The following is a 15,022-nucleotide window of genomic DNA, read 5'->3' as shown; positions in this document are numbered from 1 at the left end:
GGGCGTCAGCCGCAGGCCCCGCGGCAGCCGCTCGAACAGCGGTTCGCCGATGTCTTCCTCAAGCTGCAGCACATGCTTGTTGATGGCCGAGGCAGCGACGTTCAGCCGCTCGCTCGCCCCGCGGATCGAGCCTGAGCGCGCCACCTCGTCGATGTAGCGCAGTACGCGTGAATGCAGCATGGCCTTCCCTCACAATCGTTCTCGAAAAGCGAACAGTATGAGCAGAAAATACTGCTTTTCGGAAGCGGTGCAATGACTTCTTATGGTTGGCGAGGGGCGCGCTGCCGGCACCGCAGCCGCTGAGAATGGCGGGTTATCGGCAAGCGCCGACGACTATGAAAGTGGAGGATTATTCGTGAACCAGACTGAAGCCGCGCATTACGAAAAGGTGCGCGCCATCTTCGATATCCTGAACGGCGAGAGGGAAGCGGATCTTCTCCTGAAGAACCTGAACATCCTCGATGTCCATGGCGAGACCGTCTACCAGGGATCCATTCTCGTCTATGACAAGCGCATCGTTGCGCTCAATCCGGACGAGACCGTCTTGAAGGTCAGGCAAGTCTTCGACGGCAAGGGTCTTTATGCGATCCCCGGCCTGATCGACGCGCATATCCATTTCGAATCCCAGCTCGCGCATCCGACGGCACTCGCCGAGGCGATGGTGCCCTGCGGCACGACGACGATCTATGCCGAATGCCTGGATCTCTTGAGCGCTGCCGGCAAGGAAGGCATCGAAGCCGCCGAGAAGCTCTTCAAGGACTACGATCAACTGCCCTACCGACTCTATGCTTTCGCGCCGGGCAAGAAGACGGCGGCATCCGTGACGGAAGCGGTGCTCAAGATGGAGCCGGTGATCGGCCTCGGGGAATTCGAGCATTTCACCTACAGTTCCGGCAACGACGACGATTTCCGCAAGGCGGCCTGGGTTCGCGCCAAGGGCGGCTTCATGAACGGCCACTGGGGCGTCACCGCGCTCTCCGACATGATCCTCAACTACCTGCCGGCGATCGGTGTTTCCAACAATCACGATGTCTGGAACGAGAAGGACATCGAGAAGAGCATTCGCTACGGCTTCCCGACGCATATCAAGTTCGGGGTCGGCAGCAGCGAGGTGATCAAGGTGCTCTTGCGCGCCATCGTCGACCGCAAATGGCCGACCGACAACTTCATGCTATGCACCGACAACATCTCGATCGAGCGACTGCTGACGATGGGCCACATGGATTGGATCATCTCGCTTTGTGCAGAGATGGGCATCAACCCGATCCACGCGATCAAGATGGCGACCTACAACACCGCCCGCTCGTTCCACATGGAAGACAGGATCGGTTCGCTGACGCCCGGCCGCTTCGCCGACATCGTCCTGACGGACAGCCTGTCGAAGATCAACCCGCTCTACGTCTTCAAGGATGGCGAACTGGTCGCAAAGGACCGCAAGCTGCTGAAGAATGCCGACATCGACTATTCCGGCATGTGCAAGGACGGTGTTACCGGTCTTGCCGATCTCTCGCCGGAGCAGCTCGACATCGTACCCCTGGAGGTGTCGGAAGACGGCACGCAGGCCAAGGTTTATCTGTTCGACGTCTACGGCCGTGGCCACGCCAAATTCTACCAGGAAATCTGGGTTCCGCTGAAGGATGGCAAGGTCGTTGCCGAACACGAGGGCAAGAAGCTGAGCCGGCTGTCGGTCGTCCAGCGTTATGCCGAAGGCAAGCGCCATGTGGTGAACGGGCTGTTCAAGGGCGTGCATGTCGATCGCGGCGCGGTCGCGACCTTCTGGCCGGCGCCGAAGCCCTATTTCGTCGTCGTCGGTCAGGACAGCGCTGAAATGTGCCATTGCCTCAAGCGGGTCGATACCCATGCCGGCGCCTGCATCGTCACCGAGGAGAAGGTGGAGAAGGCCGTCATGCCGCTCGAGATCTATGGCGTCATGGCAAACATGAGCGTCGAGGAACTGACGGCCAGCGCCGCGGCGATCGACGCAGCGCTCGAAGCTCTCGGCAACCGCAACGAAGGCGAACCGGTGGTCAACAAGCTGCTCAGCCTGTTCATCTCGTTGCACCGGTTCCGCTTCATGGCCTAGAGCCGTTCAGGAAAAGGAGACGGACGTTTCGGCGTCCGTCCGCCAGGAAAGTGGCGTGCTGTCGCGACAACAGGTGGCACGCCGAGGGATTAAAAAGCGCATCGCTGAGGGGGCGATGGGCAGGCGGGGCAACAAACCCGCATCGTTTCGAGGGAGGAAACAATGGCACACAATGCGGCGGAAGCCGAAATCGTCGATACCGGTAGCCTGACGCGGCGCTGGATCATGTATGTCGTCGGCATCTACGTGCTGACCTTTGGCGTCAGCCTGGCGATCCGGGCCGGCATCGGCATTTCACCCCAGAGCAGCCTGACGCGGACCATGACGCTGGTCTATCCGCCCTTCAGCCAGGGCACCTACAACTTCATGCTCGAACTGATCATGTTGTTCCTGACCTATCTGGTCCTGCCCAAGGACTTCAAGCTCAAGAACTTCGCGTCGCTGATCCCGGCTTTCGTGCTGGCGGTCTTCCTGGATTTCAACTTAGGGATCACCGAGTTCATCAAGCTCGAAGCCTATCCAGTCCGGGTGGCTTTGCTGGTCTTCGCCGATGCGGCGCTCGCCTTCGGCCTGTTCCTGATGATCCGCGCCAATCTCGTGCTGATGCCGATCGACATGTTCGTCAACACGATCTTCAAGCGCACCGGCTGGAAGTGGGGCAACATCAAGACTGGCTTCGACTGCACGCTGCTGGTGCTCTCCGCCTGTATCGGCCTGCTCTTCCTCGCCGAGGTCAAGTTCATCCGCGAAGGTACGATCCTGAACGCCATTCTCGTCGGTCAGTACATCAAGCTCTACTTCTTCCTGTTCAAGAAGTTCCAGGGCAAGCCTGCGCCGTCGCCAAAGGGCCTGGAGGCTGCCGCGGAATAGCATCCCGCAATAACGCGAGAAGGGGCGCCCAACCGGCGCCCCTTCATCCTGTGTCGCGATAGATGCCTATGGGCGAACAGGCCTATCCGAAAGCGAGTTCGAGGTTCTGCCGGTCCCGCGCCACCACCTGGCACTTGGTTTCGAAACCATCACCGGCAACGACCAGGACGAGTTCGGGCGGTATGCTGGCGGAATTCGAAACCGTAACCGCGGCGCCATCGGCGCCCAGCGACCGGATGGTGCAGTCGATCCGCGAATGCCTGTTATCGAAGAGGATGGTGCCGGCCTTCAGCACGCGCTGCCGCGGGCCGAGCGGATAGCCGGCTTCGAGACTGCTCCATTCGACGCAGCGGTTTCGCCCTCCGGCCTTGGCGAGATACATCGCCGCATCCGCCTGGGCGAGCAGCGTGGCGCCATCCCTGCTCTTGGTCGAAAGGGCGGCGGTGCCGAAGCTCGCGGTTACCGCCAGTTGGCCGAAGTCGCCGTGGATCGTCTGGGCGGCGATCGCTGCCCGCAGCTTTTCGGCCGCGGCCAGCGCGCCAGTCGCGTCGACATGCGGCAGCATGATCGCGAATTCCTCGCCGCCGAGCCGCCCCAGGAGGTCGCTTGCCCGCAGATTGGACTGGCAGATGGAGGCGACGGCCTTCAAGACCTCGTCTCCGGCCGCATGCCCGTGGCTGTCGTTCACCCGCTTGAAATGGTCGACATCGAGGACGATGCAGGACAGATCATGCTGGTGCCGCACGGCAAGCGAGATCAGCTTGTCCGCTTCCTCGCGGAAGGCGCGCCGCGTCAGCGTCCCGGTCAACCCGTCGGTCGCGGCCGAGCGGAGCAGATCGATCCGGTCCATCGCCACGCCCGCCAGTTCCGTCAGGATCGCAAGATTCGTCTCGGTGAATTGTCGTGGCGTGCGGTCGATCGCACACACGGTCCCAACCGTATGCCCATCCCGCGTCTTCAGCGGGACGCCTGCGTAGAACCGGATATGTTCGGGGCCGGCCACGGCCGGGTGCTGCGAAAAGCGCGCGTCCTTGGTGGCGTCGTGCACGACGAGAGGCTCCTCGGAGGCGACGACATATCGGCAGAAGGTGTCTTCACGCGGAACTTCGTCGGCCGAAAGCCCGGAGCAGGCCTTGTACCATTGGCGATGCGCATCGACCAAGGAGACGATGCCGATATCGATGTCGAAGACCTGTTTGATCAGCCGTACGACGCGTTCAAGGCCTTCATCCCTGGGCGTGTCGAGGATATCGAGATGTCCAAGGGCGGCCAAGCGATCGAATTCCCTGCCTTTCGCGTCCATCGTCGGACGTCCGGCTGGCCCAGCAATCACCATTCCGTTTTCCTTTCTCATTCCGCGCCTGGCAATAGACGCGTTTCAGGGAAAAAACAAAAGGCGCTGAAGAGCAACTGGATGTGGATTGCGTCGGCTCTATGGCGAAAGATGCCGTGTTGGCACCCGAACCGCGGTGTCGCGTCGGTGCCTAGCCGCCGAAACTTCCGAGCTGCGTCGGCACGTGCACGTAGTTGCGGTCGAAATAAAGCAGCGCATTGCCATCGCTGCGCGAGCGGATGCCGACGACCCGGCCGATCAGGATATGGTGGGTTCCCAGGAGCCGCGCCTCCGCCAGTTCGCAGTCGAGCGAGACGATCGCGTCCTTGACCGCAAGACTTCCGGATTGCATCTCCACCCAGTCGGCCGCCGCATAGCGGGCGGCCATATCCTGCGTCGCGCCGGCGAAGTGGCCGGCGAGGTCCCGGTGGTCGTGGCTGAGCACATTGACGCAGAAGCGGCGGTTGTCGATGAACAGGCCGCATTGGGCGGAGTTGCGGTTCATGCAGACAAGCAGCGTCGGCGGCTCGTCGGTCACCGAGCACATGGCGGTGGCGGTGAACCCGCCGCGTCCGGCGGGTCCGTTTGTGGTGATGACGTTGACCGGCGCGCAGACCCGCGCCATGGCGTTGCGAAACTCGGTCTTTGAAATGAGCGGTTCCATGGCCGGCCTCACTCGGCTGCGCTGCGAAGGGAGGCGTTGTCGTCGAGCGGCGGCAGCCAGGTGTTGCCGGTCCAGCCGTTCTCGTCATAGTCGGCCATGCACTGGTCGACGAGGGCTTCCATTTCCTTCAGCCGCCCGCCGCGCTCGGCGCCTTTCAGCACCTGCAGTCGCACCTCTTCGGGAGCGCCGGCGTAGTTGAGTTCGTAGAGTGCGTGGCGTCCGCCAAACTCGGTGCCGGTCGCATCCCACAGCAGCTTCATGATCTTGATGCGTTCGATATGGCCCATGTCGTTGGAGCCGCGCACGTATTGCGCCAGGTAGCGATCGATCTCGGGATTGCCGAAGTCGCGCGCCGAGGACGGCAGATAGATCAGGCCAGACGCGATCACCCTGCGGATCGTCTCGACGACGCGCGGATAGGCCTCCGACATGAAGGTACGATAGGAAAGCGCGGCTTCGAGGTTGGGAAGGACCGCACCGTCGGCCCAGGGGATCGGGTTGTGCGCCATGGCGTTTGAGAAGCTCCAGAACATGTGACGGAGCGCGATCACTTCGCCGAGCGCTGCCTGGTTGCCGCGAAACGCGTCGCCGCCGGTGGCGCGCAGCGCCTTGGCAAGCAGTCCCGCAAGGAAGTCGAGCTTCACCGCAAAGCGGGTGCAGCCCTGGAAGCAATAGCCGTGCATGAAGCCGGAGGCCGGGTGGAAGGAGAGGATCTTGGCGGCGTCCCTGAGGACCAGCACGTCTTCCCAGGGCACGAACACGTTGTCGAGCACCAGGATCGCGTCGTTCTCGTCGAAGCGCGACGAAAGCGGATAGTCGAAGGGATGGCCGACGGTGTTGGCGGTCTGCTCGTAGGAGACGCGGCAGAACATCTTGATGCCCGGCGCATTCATCGGGACGATGAACATGACGGAGAGCGAGGGATCCTCCGTCACTGTCGCCGAGCTTTGCGCCAGGAAATTATAGTGCGTCAACGCCGAGGACGTCGCTACCACCTTGGCGCCGGAGACGTAGATGCCGGCATCCGTTTCCTTGGTGATGTGGACGAACACGTCCTTGACCGCATCCGCCGGCTTGTGGCGATCGATCGGCGGATTGACGATCGCGTGGTTCATGAAGAGAGCGGCTTCCTGGGCCCGCTTATGCCAGGCGAGCGCATTGTCCTTGAAGGAGCCGTACCACTTGGCATTGGCGCCGAGCGTGTTCATCAGCGCCGCCTTATAATCGGCGGTCCGGCCCATCCAGCCATAGGACATGCGCGCCCATTCGGCGATCGCGCCCTGTTGGGCGGCAAGGTCCGTGGAGGAGCGGGCGACGCGGAAGTATTTGTGAGTGTAGCCACCGGAGCCGGTATCGGTCGGCGAGGTGAGGATCTCTTTCTTTGCCGGGTCGTGCAGTGCGTCGTAGAGCCGTGCGAGCGACCGGGCGGAGTTGCGCATCGCCGGATGGCTGGTGACGTCGTGCACCCGCTCGCCGTTGATATAGACCTCGCGTCCGTCGCGCAGGCTCTCGAGATATTCGGCGCCGGTGAAGGGCCGCGTCCGGTCGGCGCGGAAATCCTCTGCTCTCATGTTCTCCTCCCTTGAGTTTCGTCAAGGCTAGGCGTTGAAATCGTCAGCCGCCATGGACAGAATGGCAAAATGACTTGGACTTTTTCGGGTGGAGCATGAACAGCAGCATTCCAAGTTTCTTCGTCTACGGCGAGCCGGAGCAACAGCTCGAGCCCGGGTTCTTCCATGTCGAGACGGTGATGGCACGGCAGAACCTGCATCAGGGCCAGGTGAAGGCGCACAAACACGACCAGATGGGGCAGATCACCTACTGGCTGAGCGGCGGGGGAACCTACTTCATCGACGACAAGCCATTGGACTTTTCCGCGCCCGCGGTCAGCTTCGTGCCGAGCGGCATCGTGCACGGGTTTTCGGTCGACCCGGAGACGAGCGACGCGATAGTCGTTTCGGTCGCCGACGGCGCGCTGCTCTCGATCCGCGAGAACACGACGCTGGCGCTCGATAGGCCGACGATGATCCGTGGCGACGGTGAAGACCGGCATTGGCGCCGCCTAGCCGAACTGCTCGATATCGTCGCCGACGAATATGCCGGGGGTGCTCCCGGCACCCAGCGGATGCTGGCGTCTCTGGTTGCTGCGGTGCTGACCCAGATCGCCCGGCTGGCGGCGGCCACGCCGGACACCGCCCAGCCGACGCAGGCGATGCTGGCGACGGAATTGCGCCGGCTCATCGACGTGCGGTTCCGTGAGAACTGGAGCGTCGGGCATTACACCGATGCGCTCGCCACCACCCCGCACCTGCTTGCCAAGGCGAGCAGGGATGCCTTCGGCATGCAGGTGAAAGAACTGATCAACGAGAGGCGTTTGCTCGAGGCCAAGCGCCTGCTGCTCTTTACCGTCCGGCCACTCGAAGACATTGCCTATGAGATCGGCTTTGCCGACGCCGCCTATTTCTCGCGCTTCTTCCGCCTGCGGGTCGGCGAAGCCCCGAGCGACTGGCGCCGCGCGCGGTTGAATTCGCCTGGAGCCGGCTAAGTCACCGGCTCCGAGAGGTATCGCTAAGTCCGTCGGCTATCGGCCATAGGCCCGCATAACCTCCATCAGAGGCTCATGCTGGATCGCCTGGATCTTGAAGCGATCATGGGCGGTTCCGCCGGAATCTTCGGCCGCGATCATCGCGTTCACCACCGCCTCCTCGACGCTGTCCACGGTCGCGAGGTAGACAGGATCGAGCAATTCGTCATTGACGATTTCGAGCGACAGGCGCGGCGGCGCCTTGTGCGCCATCGGATGGGTGTTAGCGGTCGAGAAAGCGAGGAAGATGTCGCCGGAATTGTTGCCGCCGGGCGTGCCGTTGCGGCCGATGCCGATCGCGGCACGGCGCGCCAGACGCTTCAACTGATGCGGCGCCATCGGCAGGTCGGTCGCGATCACCACGATGATCGAGCCGCGCTCCTGCATCTGGCTTTGCGGCGTGCCATCGCGCATGTGCTCGCCGACCGGGACGCCGCGGATCGTCAGCCAGTCGCGCTGGCCGTGATTGGCCTGCACCAGCGTGCCGATCGTGTAGTCGCGGCCGCCGAACTCGACAACGCGGGAAGCCGTACCCGTGCCGCCCTTGAAGCCATAGGCGATCATGCCGGTGCCGCCGCCGCAATTGCCCTCCTGGACCGGGCCGGACGTGGCGGCGTCGAGTGCCGCGTGCACATCGGTTTCGGTAATCGGCTGGCCGTTGATGTCGTTCAAAACGCCATCATAGGTTTCAGCCACCACCGGCATCAGCCAGAGAAAATCGTCGGTGTCGTAGGTCGTGCGGTAGCGTTCCAGCATCCATTGTATGGTGGCGTGATGCGTCATGCCGACCGCATGGGTGTTGGTGATCATCACGGGCCCGAGGAAGAAGCCGCCGTCCTCGATCCAGTGGGTGCCGGTCATCTCGCCGTTGCCGTTGAAGCGGTGCACGCCGGCATAGACGGGGACGGGCGTTTCCGAGGTGGCATGCGGCAGGATGGCGGTGACGCCGGTGCGCACTGGGCGTTTGCGGCCGGGGCGCGGCGTTTGCTCCTCGATGGTGCGGAAACCGACGGCGATGCCTTCGACATCGGTGATGGCGTTGAAGCGACCGGTGCGGCCGGAAAAGGGCAGGCCGATATCGCGGGCGCGGGCGCTGGAGGGCGTAGAGGTTTTGTCGTTCATGATCATTTCTGCCGGGAGCGAAGGTAAAGGCCGAGCGAGGCGACGAAGAAGGAGAAGGTCAACATCATCACGGCGATGGCGTTGATCTCCGGTTTGATGCCGCGTCGAAGCATGGAGAAGATGAACATCGGCAGCGTCGTGACATCGACGCCGGCGATGAAATAGGTGATGACGAGATCGTCCATCGAGATGATGAAGGCGAGCAGCGCGCCTCCGACGATCGCCGGAAAGAGCTGTGGCAGCACCACCCGGCGAAAGGTCATCCATTCGTTGGCTCCGAGATCGGCGGACGCGTGTTCCAGCGTCCGGTCCATGCCGGCAAGGCGGGCCGAAACGACGATGAAGACGTAGGAGATCAGGAAGGTGCACTGGCCGATGATGATCGTCGTCAGGCCGAGCTTGATGCCGGAATTGACGAAGAAGATCAGGAGCGCGATGCCGAGCACGATATCCGGCATCAGCATCGGCATGAACATCACCACCCGGTAGAAGCGCTGGCCGACGAACTCGAAACGGTAGAGAGCAATCGCGATCGCGGTGCCGAAGACGGTCGCAATCGCGGTGGTCGAGGCGGCAATAACGAGGCTGTTCCACACCGCCTGAAGCAACTGCCCGGTCGATTCGATGTAGAGCGCGCTTTCGGAGACCTTGGTCTTGAAACCGAGAACCTGGGCGTACCATTCGGTGGTGAAGCCCGTCCAGGTCATCATGTTCACCGGATTGGCATTGAACGAATAGACGGCGATGACCACGAGCGGGATATAGATGAAGGCGAAGAACAGGCCGGTGTAAGCAAGCAGGCCGCCGGTGAAAAGGGATCGAGCGATCTTCATGGGGCGCCTCACCGTGCCAGTGCCGCGGCGGCAGCGCTGCGCCGTCCGGAGATGACCACGTGGGCGATCATCATGATCAGCATGACGCTCATCACCATCATCGCCAGCGCCGCACCGAAGGGCCAGTTGCGGGCGGCGAGGAACTGCTGCTCGATCAGGTTGCCGAACATCATCACCTTGGCGCCGCCAAGCACCGCCGGCACGACGAAGTTGCCGAGCGCCGGGATGAAGACGATGACGGCGCCGCCGGCGATGCCGGGTGCGGTCAGGGGCAGGATGACGCGCCAGAATGTGCGTACCGGACCGGCACCGAGATCGAGGGACGCGCGCACCAGCGTCCAGTCGAGCTTTTCGACGCTCGCATAGACCGGCATGAACATGAAGGGAATGAACACGTAGGTCATGCCGAGAATGATCGCGCCCTGGGTGTAGATCAGGTCGAGCGGCCGTTCGATCAGCCCCGTGGATAGAAGCACCTCGTTGACGAGACCGGTCTGGCGCAGGATCAGCACCCAGACGAAGAGCCGCACGATCAGGCTGGTGAAGAAGGGCAGCGTGATCAGGAACAGGCAGAAATTCTTCCAGCGCTCGGAGAGCCGGGCGATGCAGAGGGCCGCGGGGTAGCAGACGAGAAGGGTCGCAAGGACCGTCAGCGCGGCGATCTCGATCGAGCGCAGGAAGATCGCGATGTAGATCGGATCGAACTCCTCGAACATCGGGTCGGCAAAGCCGAGAATGCGGCCGAAGTTATGCGGGTAGAAGGTCCACTCCACCCCGCCATAAAGGCCGGGCGCGAGGAAGCTGGTCACGATCATGATCGCGAGCGGCCCGAGGAAGAAAACGGCGAGAAAGGCCGAGACGGGCCCGAGCAGGAGTGCAAGCTGGAAGCGGCGGCGGCTGGCGATCGTCATCTTACGCCGCCCCCCGTATTCGCGCCGATCAGGTGCACGGCCGCCGGGTCGTAAGCAAGCCGCGCCTTGCGGCTCTGCTCGACCGTGCCGACGAGATTGCGGCGGTTGGCCGGGATCTCGGCAACGACCTTGCGGCCCTCGGCGGTGCGGCCGAACAGCTCGAAGGTGGAGCCGACGAAGACGATCTGGTCGAGATCGACGTCGATCGTCGGGAAGGGGGCGTTGTCCTCGGCTAGGAAGAATTGTTCCGGCCGGATCAGCGCCGTCGCCGCGGTCGAGATTTTCCGCTCGCAGGGCCGGTGGCGGATCGCCATGCCGTCAGCCGTCATCAGCCGGTCGCCGTCGAGCCTGCCTTCGAACAGATTGCTCGCGCCGATGAAGGTGGCGACGAAGGTGTTGACCGGATGGTCGTAGATGGCGCGCGGCGTGTCGAGTTGCTGGATGCGCCCGCCTGAAAGCACCGCGACGCGGTCCGACATCGTCAACGCTTCCTGCTGGTCGTGGGTGACGAAAATGAAGGAGATGCCGAGCTCGTTCTGCAACGTCTTGAGCTCGATCTGCATGGCCTGGCGCAGGTTCTTGTCGAGCGCCGACAATGGTTCGTCGAGCAGAAGCAGCTTTGGCCGGGCGATGATCGCGCGGGCGAGCGCCACGCGCTGCTGCTGGCCGCCGGAGAGCTGGCGCGGTTTGCGTGCTTCCATGCCTTCGAGCCCGACCATCTTCAGGGCGGAGGCGACCTTCTCCCGACGCTGCGGCTTGGCAACGCCTGCAACCTCCAGCGAATAGGCGACGTTTTCGCCGACCGTCATATGCGGAAACAGCGCGTAGTTCTGGAAGACGGTGTTGACCGGGCGACGGTAGGGCGGCCGGTCCGTCATGTCTTCGCCGTCGATCAGGATCGAGCCGCCGTCGAGTTCGACGAAGCCGCTGATCGCCTGCAGCAGGGTGGTCTTGCCGCAACCGGAAGGGCCGAGCAAGGTCAGGAACTCGTTGCGGCGGACATCGAGATCTATACGGTCGAGAGCGGTCACGGTGCCGCCTTCCGGAGTGGTAAAGGCCTTGCTCGCCTCCACCAGCCGGACGATGGAATTCTGCATACTTCTGTTCCCCAAAATGTTATGCAAATAACGCTTGTGCGTTTTCGATATATGGATACCATTTGTCTATCGGAGTCAACGGCCACGAGAAGCCGCGATCCGGAAGCGGCCGGCAAAGGCCGTGCCAGGCCGTCCGGCCAGAACCATCAGAGGAGAATATCGATGACGATGACAAACGGGACGACCCGCGGAGGCAGGAGAGCTTTCGCGACCCGTGCACGCACAGTGGCACTTTCCCTGGCGACGCTGACAGCCCTTTTCGGCACGTCGCAGGCGGCCGAGCTCAACATCTACAACTGGGGCGAATACATCAATCCGGCCGTGCTGAAGAAGTTCGAGGAGGAGACGAAGATCAAGGTCAACCTCTCGACCTACTCTTCCAACGAGGAGATGCTGGCGAAGATCCAGGGCGGCGCCACGGGCTATGACATCGTCTTCCCGTCGGTCCACATGCAAGACATCATGGCCAAGCTCGACCTGCTGGAAAAGACCGACATCAACACTTACGAGGGCTTCAAGAACATCGACCCGACGTTCCTGCGCGCCAAGAGCGACCCGAAGGGCGAATATTGCCTGCCCTATGCCTTCGGCACGGTCGGCATCCTTTATAACCGCACGCTGCTCGGCAAGGACGTGACCGGCTGGCGCGACCTGATCGAGACGGTGAAGGCCAAGGGCCTGAAGTTCACGCTGCTCGACGACATGCGCGAGGTGCTGTCGGTCGGCCTCATCCTCAACGGCCACAAGGTCAACTCCACCGATCCGGCGGAACTGCAGCAGGCAGCCGATACGATCATCGCCATGAAGCCCGAAGTCGCTGCCTTCACCTACGACACTCGTCCGATGGTGGCGGCCGGTGATGTGGCGGCCGGCCACTTCTTCGTCGGCTCGATGGTCGACGTCTTCGGCAATCCGAAGGATCTCGGCTACGTGATCCCGGAGGAAGGCGCGACGATGTATCAGGAGGATATTTGCGTCCTGAAGACCGCGCCGAACAAGGAGAACGCCGTCAAGTTCATGCAGTTCTACACGCGTCCCGAAGTGGCTGCACTCAACATCGAGCAGCAGACGAACGGCACGGCCAACGTCCCGGCGCGGCAATTGACCCCCGAGCAGATCAAGAATAGCAAGGAAATCAATCCGCCGCCGGAAACCATGCAGAAGTTGCAGATCTTCGAAGATCTCGGCCCCGGCGTGCGCCAGCTCGATCGGGTCTGGACGAAGGTGAAGACGGCGCAATAAACAGGCGATGCGACGGAGCGGGGTGCGCGGCGAAGCCTTGCCGGCATCCCGCTTTGATCATGCAAGGGGAGGGGACGTGGCACAGCGAATCCTGAAGCTGGTGCGCAGCGACGAGCTCAGACGCTCGAAATCGGACAAGCTCATCGCCAATTACATCGAGCGTAATCTCGCCGACATTCCCTTCGAGACGGCGCGCTCGATCGCGACCCGTCTTGAGGTTTCGCCGATGACGGTCGGGCGCTACCTCCGGCGCATGGGCTTCGACGGTCTCGACGAGCTGAAGCTGGAGCTTCGGCGCGACGGCTCCAACAATCCGGCCTGGCAGGTGAAGGGATCAGTCGGCCGGCTGCGCGACGACAATCGCGAGGGCAAGCTGCTTGCCGGTCTGATCCAGCAGCAGATCGACAATCTCGGCATGATCTACGAGCTGACGACCGCGCCGGAATGGCAGCAGGCGATCGATGCGTTGATCGCTGCCAGCGAGGTCTATGTCGCCGCCTATCAGAACGTGCGCGGCATCGCGCAGTATTTCGCCAGCCAGCTTTCCTATACCCGGCCGCGGGTCCAGTTCGTCGACGGGCTCAATGGCACCTATGCCGAGCTGCTCGACGGTTCCGTCGAAGGTCGGGTGCTGTTCCTTCACGACGTGCGCCGCTTCGCCGCCAAGGCACGGCCCTTGGCCGAGGAAGCCCGGCGCGCCGGCGTCAAGGTCATCCTCTTCACCGACGAGTTCTGCCCCTGGGCGCCGGAGGTTTCCGACATCTGTCTCGTGGTGCCCGGTTCGCACGGCCCGCTCTGGGATGGGGCGGCAACGACGGTTGCTGTCATGGACCTGCTCTTGAGCAACATCATCGTCGTCCTCGGCGACGAGGTCGGCGAGCGCGTCGCCCAGCTGACCCGGCTACAGAACGTCTTCGGCGACTTCGAGGATTGACGCTGCAGCCGCTGCTCAGGACGCTGGCGTCTGCGGAATGTAATCGAGCCCGATATCGATCGAGGCCGGCCGACCGTCGAGGAAGAGTTCGCCGATGCGCGGCGCCGTTCTGGCGATGACCTTGCCGGCCTTGATGACGCAGAGCCGGTTCGGCTTCAGCCGTAGGGCCTCGCTAACATCGGCTGCCTGCAAGAGCACCAGATCGGCCCTGCAGCCGACGGCGAGGCCATAGCCTTCGAGCCCCATCGTCTTCGCCGCATTCACGGTGATCGCATCGAAGATCTTCCGCTTGTCCTCGATGCCGCCCATCTGCGTGACGTGGATCGCCATATGGGCGACTTCCAGCATGTCGCCCGACCCCATCGAGTACCAGGGATCCATGACGCAATCGTGCCCGAAGGAGACGTTGAGGCCGGCCGCCATCAACTCGCGAACCCGCGTCATGCCGCGGCGCTTCGGATAGGTGTCGTGGCGCCCCTGCAGCATGATGTTGATCAGCGGATTGGGGATCACGCTGATCTTGGCCTCCGCCATCAGCGGGATGAGCTTGGAAACGTAGTAGTTGTCCATGGAGTGCATCGAGGTCAGATGCGAGCCGGCGACGCGGCCCTGAAGCCCAAAGCGGATCGTCTCGGCCGCCAGCGTCTCGATGTGGCGGGACATCGGATCGTCGGTCTCGTCGCAATGCATGTCGACCGGCAGGCCGCGGTCCGCGGCGATGCGGCAAAGCGCCTCCACCGAGCGGGCGCCGTCTTCCATCGTGCGCTCGAAATGCGGGATGCCGCCGACGATATCGACGCCCATGTCGAGCGCGCGGTTCAGAGACGCCACTCCTTCAGGCGCGCGAAAATAGCCGTCCTGCGGGAAGGCGACGAGCTGCAGGTCGATATAGGGCGCGACCTTCTCCTTCACCTCCAGCAGCGCCTCGGCCGTCACCAGCCGCGGGTCGGACGTGTCGACGTGGCTGCGGATGGCAAGCAGGCCCTGGCTGACGGCGAGGTCGCAGTAGCGCAACGCCCGCTCGACCAGCGCTTGCCTGGTCAACATCGGGCGCAGTTCGCCCCAGAGCGCGATGCCCTCCAGTAGCGTGCCGGAGACGTTCATGCGCGGCAGGCCAAGAGACAGCGTCGCGTCCATGTGGAAATGCGGGTCGCAGAAGGGCGGGGTGAGAAGGCGGCCGGTGGCGTCGATCTCTTCGCCTGCTGTTGCGGCAAGCGCCTTTTCGATCGCGACGATCTTGCCGCCCTTGAGGCCGACATCGAAACCTTGCTGTCCGTCCGGAAGGTTGGCGTTGCGGATAATCAGATCGAACATGGTCGGCCCCTCGCTGCTTGCCGGTTAGATCGTAG

The 15,022-nt window shown here is 62.9% G+C and carries 14 protein-coding genes; 5 read left to right on the top strand and 9 right to left on the bottom strand.

Translation table 11 applies throughout. The features are described 5' to 3' along the window. The coding region (locus L981_RS08785) for a LysR family transcriptional regulator (protein ID WP_043614050.1) at positions 1–180 on the bottom strand (180 nt) is incomplete at its 3' end. A gap of 175 nt (positions 181–355) precedes the next feature. Between L981_RS08785 and L981_RS08780 the strand changes: the two genes are divergently transcribed. Together L981_RS08780 and L981_RS08775 are read left to right on the top strand one after the other, a co-directional pair. Continuing rightward, positions 356–2,083: an amidohydrolase family protein gene (locus tag L981_RS08780; RefSeq protein ID WP_043614047.1), complete on the top strand. Its 1,728-nt coding sequence runs from the start codon at positions 356–358 to the stop codon at positions 2,081–2,083. A gap of 162 nt (positions 2,084–2,245) precedes the next feature. After that, positions 2,246–2,953 (top strand): YitT family protein, encoded by a 708-nt coding sequence (locus tag L981_RS08775; RefSeq protein ID WP_043614046.1) that lies wholly within the window; start codon positions 2,246–2,248, stop codon positions 2,951–2,953. An 82-nt stretch (positions 2,954–3,035) separates the two neighbouring features. Here L981_RS08775 and L981_RS08770 read toward each other — a convergent pair whose 3' ends face one another. The 3 genes from L981_RS08770 to L981_RS08760 all read right to left on the bottom strand — a co-directional run bounded on the left by L981_RS08770 (position 3,036) and on the right by L981_RS08760 (position 6,521). After that, positions 3,036–4,289, bottom strand: coding sequence for a sensor domain-containing diguanylate cyclase (locus L981_RS08770; protein ID WP_043614045.1), 1,254 nt, complete (start codon positions 4,287–4,289; stop codon positions 3,036–3,038). 148 nt (positions 4,290–4,437) lie between these two features. After that, complete coding sequence (locus tag L981_RS08765) at positions 4,438–4,950, bottom strand: flavin reductase (RefSeq protein ID WP_043614043.1); 513 nt, start codon at positions 4,948–4,950, stop codon at positions 4,438–4,440. Positions 4,951–4,958: 8 nt separating this feature from the next. After that, positions 4,959–6,521 (bottom strand): 4-hydroxyphenylacetate 3-hydroxylase N-terminal domain-containing protein, encoded by a 1,563-nt coding sequence (locus tag L981_RS08760; protein WP_043614040.1) that lies wholly within the window; start codon positions 6,519–6,521, stop codon positions 4,959–4,961. A 95-nt stretch (positions 6,522–6,616) separates the two neighbouring features. Here L981_RS08760 and L981_RS08755 point away from each other — a divergent pair, with 95 nt between their 5' ends. Beyond that, the gene (locus L981_RS08755; protein ID WP_043614037.1) at positions 6,617–7,495 is read left to right on the top strand and encodes a helix-turn-helix domain-containing protein; all 879 of its coding nucleotides are present in this window, start codon (positions 6,617–6,619) and stop codon (positions 7,493–7,495) included. A gap of 36 nt (positions 7,496–7,531) precedes the next feature. Here L981_RS08755 and L981_RS08750 read toward each other — a convergent pair whose 3' ends face one another. The 4 genes from L981_RS08750 to L981_RS08735 are packed head-to-tail and all read right to left on the bottom strand — an operon-like array spanning position 7,532 to position 11,497. Next, positions 7,532–8,656, bottom strand: a complete 1,125-nt coding sequence (locus L981_RS08750; protein WP_043614063.1) for a P1 family peptidase — start codon at positions 8,654–8,656, stop codon at positions 7,532–7,534. A gap of 2 nt (positions 8,657–8,658) precedes the next feature. Continuing rightward, positions 8,659–9,489, bottom strand: coding sequence for an ABC transporter permease (locus L981_RS08745; RefSeq protein WP_043614035.1), 831 nt, complete (start codon positions 9,487–9,489; stop codon positions 8,659–8,661). Positions 9,490–9,497: 8 nt separating this feature from the next. After that, positions 9,498–10,400: an ABC transporter permease gene (locus L981_RS08740; protein ID WP_043614033.1), complete on the bottom strand. Its 903-nt coding sequence runs from the start codon at positions 10,398–10,400 to the stop codon at positions 9,498–9,500. Further along, positions 10,397–11,497, bottom strand: coding sequence for an ABC transporter ATP-binding protein (locus L981_RS08735; RefSeq protein ID WP_043614030.1), 1,101 nt, complete (start codon positions 11,495–11,497; stop codon positions 10,397–10,399). The genes L981_RS08740 and L981_RS08735 overlap by 4 nt, the downstream gene beginning before the upstream one ends. A 162-nt stretch (positions 11,498–11,659) precedes the next feature. Here L981_RS08735 and L981_RS08730 point away from each other — a divergent pair, with 162 nt between their 5' ends. Together L981_RS08730 and L981_RS08725 are read left to right on the top strand one after the other, a co-directional pair. Further along, a complete protein-coding gene (locus tag L981_RS08730; protein WP_245281609.1) occupies positions 11,660–12,739 on the top strand; it encodes a spermidine/putrescine ABC transporter substrate-binding protein in 1,080 nt (359 codons plus the stop codon). A gap of 76 nt (positions 12,740–12,815) precedes the next feature. After that, entirely contained in the window at positions 12,816–13,673 is an 858-nt protein-coding gene (locus L981_RS08725; protein WP_043614025.1) for a MurR/RpiR family transcriptional regulator, read from the top strand. A 15-nt stretch (positions 13,674–13,688) separates the two neighbouring features. On the opposite strand, the gene L981_RS08720 is transcribed toward L981_RS08725, so the two are convergent. Next, positions 13,689–14,987 (bottom strand): amidohydrolase family protein, encoded by a 1,299-nt coding sequence (locus L981_RS08720; protein WP_043614023.1) that lies wholly within the window; start codon positions 14,985–14,987, stop codon positions 13,689–13,691. Positions 14,988–15,022 lie beyond the last annotated feature (35 nt).

The sequence above is a fragment of the Ensifer sp. ZNC0028 genome (assembly GCF_000799055.1).
In the GTDB taxonomy this organism is placed as follows: Bacteria; Pseudomonadota; Alphaproteobacteria; order Rhizobiales; family Rhizobiaceae; genus Ensifer.
This window is presented reverse-complemented; position numbering and strand designations above follow the sequence as displayed.

What these genes read in the sequence shown, in the direction of transcription:
- L981_RS08775 (WP_043614046.1), top strand. Translation starts at nt 2,246, where the DNA reads ATGGCACACAATGCGGCGGAAGCCGAAATCGTCGATACCGGTAGCCTG.
- L981_RS08770 (WP_043614045.1), bottom strand. Translation starts at nt 4,289, where the DNA reads ATGGTGATTGCTGGGCCAGCCGGACGTCCGACGATGGACGCGAAAGGC.
- L981_RS08765 (WP_043614043.1), bottom strand. Translation starts at nt 4,950, where the DNA reads ATGGAACCGCTCATTTCAAAGACCGAGTTTCGCAACGCCATGGCGCGG.
- L981_RS08760 (WP_043614040.1), bottom strand. Translation starts at nt 6,521, where the DNA reads ATGAGAGCAGAGGATTTCCGCGCCGACCGGACGCGGCCCTTCACCGGC.
- L981_RS08755 (WP_043614037.1), top strand. Translation starts at nt 6,617, where the DNA reads ATGAACAGCAGCATTCCAAGTTTCTTCGTCTACGGCGAGCCGGAGCAA.
- L981_RS08750 (WP_043614063.1), bottom strand. Translation starts at nt 8,656, where the DNA reads ATGAACGACAAAACCTCTACGCCCTCCAGCGCCCGCGCCCGCGATATC.
- L981_RS08745 (WP_043614035.1), bottom strand. Translation starts at nt 9,489, where the DNA reads ATGAAGATCGCTCGATCCCTTTTCACCGGCGGCCTGCTTGCTTACACC.
- L981_RS08740 (WP_043614033.1), bottom strand. Translation starts at nt 10,400, where the DNA reads ATGACGATCGCCAGCCGCCGCCGCTTCCAGCTTGCACTCCTGCTCGGG.
- L981_RS08735 (WP_043614030.1), bottom strand. Translation starts at nt 11,497, where the DNA reads ATGCAGAATTCCATCGTCCGGCTGGTGGAGGCGAGCAAGGCCTTTACC.
- L981_RS08730 (WP_245281609.1), top strand. Translation starts at nt 11,660, where the DNA reads ATGACGATGACAAACGGGACGACCCGCGGAGGCAGGAGAGCTTTCGCG.
- L981_RS08720 (WP_043614023.1), bottom strand. Translation starts at nt 14,987, where the DNA reads ATGTTCGATCTGATTATCCGCAACGCCAACCTTCCGGACGGACAGCAA.